This window comes from Streptomyces sp. WELS2, from assembly GCF_013870595.1.
Lineage (GTDB): Bacteria > Actinomycetota > Actinomycetes > Streptomycetales > Streptomycetaceae > Streptomyces.
This window is the reverse complement of sequence record NZ_JACBWZ010001146.1, coordinates 1-1646: the sequence shown is the minus strand read 5'-3', so window position 1 is coordinate 1646 and position 1646 is coordinate 1. Positions and strand designations below refer to the sequence as shown.

The window sequence follows — 1646 nt, the reverse complement described above, 5'->3', positions numbered from 1 at the left end:
GTCACCCGGCCGGGGCGGCGGGGCCGGGCGGCTGCCCGCCGCAGGCGATGACCCTGGCCTCACGACCGCTTCGCGGCCGTCACGCCCGACTTCTCCACCGCCTTCGCGATCCGCCCCGCGTCGATCGCCAGCTCCCGCAGCATCCCGCTGATCGGGTTGGTGAACCCGGTGAAGTACAGGCCGGGCGCCCGCGGGGACGTACGGCCGCCGTGCACCACCGGCCGGCCGCGCCCGTCCAGCACCCCGAGATGCCCGACCAGCCCCTCCAGCGCGCGGACGTACCCGGTGGCCGCGATCACCGCGTCCGGTGTGATCCGGCTGCCGTCGGCGAGGACCACCGCGCCGTCCTCGAACGCCTCCACGGCGGCCACGACCTCCACCCGGCCCGTGCGGACGGCGTCGACCAGGCCGGCGTCCTGCACCGGGATCGCGCCCTGCCGCACCCTGCTGTACAGACCGGTGGCCGGACGCGGCAGCCCGTGCGCGGACAGGTCGGGGGTGCTCAGCCGCCCCACCGGCCCGGCGAGCCGGTCCACCAGCCACACCGGCAGCCGCCGGACGAGGACGCCGGTGTACTGGGCGGGCCAGCCGAGGGTGGAGCGGCGCAGGATGTGCGGGGGTGTGCGCACCGCCAGCCGCACCCGCGCGGTCCCGCCCTCCACCAGGTCCACGGCGATCTCCGCGCCCGTGTTGCCGGCGCCGACGACGAGCACGTCCCGCCCCCGGTACGGAGCGGCGTCGCGGTACCGGGCGGCGTGCAGCAGTTCCCCGGTGTACTCCGTGCGGCCCGGCCAGTCGGGCAGCCGCGGGGTGTGGTTGTAGCCGGTGGCGACGACCACCGCGCTGCCGGTCAGCTCCCGGCCCCCGGAGGCGTGCAGCAGCCAGCCGGTGCCGTCCGCGGTCCGCTCGACGCGGTGCACCTCGACCCCGGTGACGACCTCCAGCCGATGGTGTTCGGTGTACTTCTCCAGGTAGCGCACCACGTTGTCCCGGGACACCCAGCGCCCGAACCTGCGGGGCATGGGCAGGCCGGGCAGCGCGGACAGCCGCCTGGTGGTGTGCAGCCGCAGCCGGTCGTAGTGGCCGCGCCAGGAGGCGCCGACCCGGCCGGACTTCTCCAGGACCACGGCCCGTACGCCCTTCTCCCGCAGCGCCCGGGCGACGGCCAGGCCGCCCGGTCCGGCGCCGATCACATAGACCGGGGGGTCGGCGGGGACCGGCGGGCGGGGGGCGTCGGCGGGGTGGGAGGCGGTCATGAGCGGGAGCGTAATCACCCACCCGGTTGATGGGTCTCGGTCAAGACCGGAATTGGTTGCGGATTGATCACGGGTGTGCGGGAAGGGTGCGCCGGACGTGAACGAGCCCGCCCGCGGGGCTCGTCGGCCAAGGGCGCGCACACCGGCCGCGGGGGCGTGTGCCCCTCACGGCCACAGCAGCGACCGGCTCCAGCCGAACCCGGTGCTGCGGTACTCCAGGCGTACGTGCCGCCGCTCCGGGTCGCCCTGGAAGAACTCCACCGTCTGCGGGCGCAGCCGGTACAGCGTCCAGGTCGGCGACGGCTCCGCCGGGTTCTCCCGGGCCCGCTCCCAGGCCGCCTCCGAGGCCCGGCGCAGCTCCGCGAGCGAGTCCAGTTCCTCGCTCTGCCG

The 1646-nt window shown here is 76.1% G+C and carries 2 protein-coding genes; both read right to left on the bottom strand.

All coding sequences use genetic code 11. The features are described 5' to 3' along the window. Window positions 1-59 precede the first annotated feature (59 nt). The gene (locus H5J33_RS34470; protein WP_181798595.1) at window positions 60-1256 is read right to left on the bottom strand and encodes an NAD(P)/FAD-dependent oxidoreductase; all 1197 of its coding nucleotides are present in this window, start codon (window positions 1254-1256) and stop codon (window positions 60-62) included. Between the two features lie 165 nt (window positions 1257-1421). Beyond that, window positions 1422-1646, bottom strand: a 225-nt coding sequence (locus H5J33_RS34465) for a pyridoxine 5'-phosphate oxidase C-terminal domain-containing protein (RefSeq protein ID WP_309485565.1), incomplete at its 5' end; no start/stop codon positions are given.